The 378-nt window shown below is 63.5% G+C and carries 1 pseudogene; it reads left to right on the top strand.

Annotated elements, in window-relative coordinates:
- Window positions 1-52: 52 nt before the first annotated feature.
- Window positions 53-378 (top strand): annotated as a pseudogene (locus tag E5W87_RS11940) (Zn-dependent hydrolase); the annotation flags it as partial.

Here is a 378-nt window from a genome sequence, read left to right on the forward strand (position 1 = left end):
CCCTTGAGGGGAGGGGGACGCCGGCGTGCCGCAATCGATGAGGTTTTAGAATATGGCCGCTCCCGGCGAGAATCTGCGAATCAATTCAGACCGTTTGTGGGATTCGATAATGGAGATGGCGAAGATCGGCCCCGGCATTGCCGGCGGCAACAATCGCCAGACGTTGACCGACGAGGACGGCGAGGGGCGGCATCTGTTCAAGCGCTGGTGCGAGGCGGCGGGGCTCGAAATGGGCCTCGACGAGATGGGCACGATGTTTGCCCGCCGCGAAGGCACCGACCCTGATCTGCCGCCGGTCTATGTCGGCAGCCATCTCGACACCCAGCCGACCGGGGGAAAATATGACGGCGTGCTCGGCGTTCTTGGCGGGCTGGAGAT

It is taken from the genome of Mesorhizobium sp., assembly GCF_004962925.1.
In the GTDB taxonomy this organism is placed as follows: domain Bacteria; phylum Pseudomonadota; class Alphaproteobacteria; order Rhizobiales; family Rhizobiaceae; genus Mesorhizobium.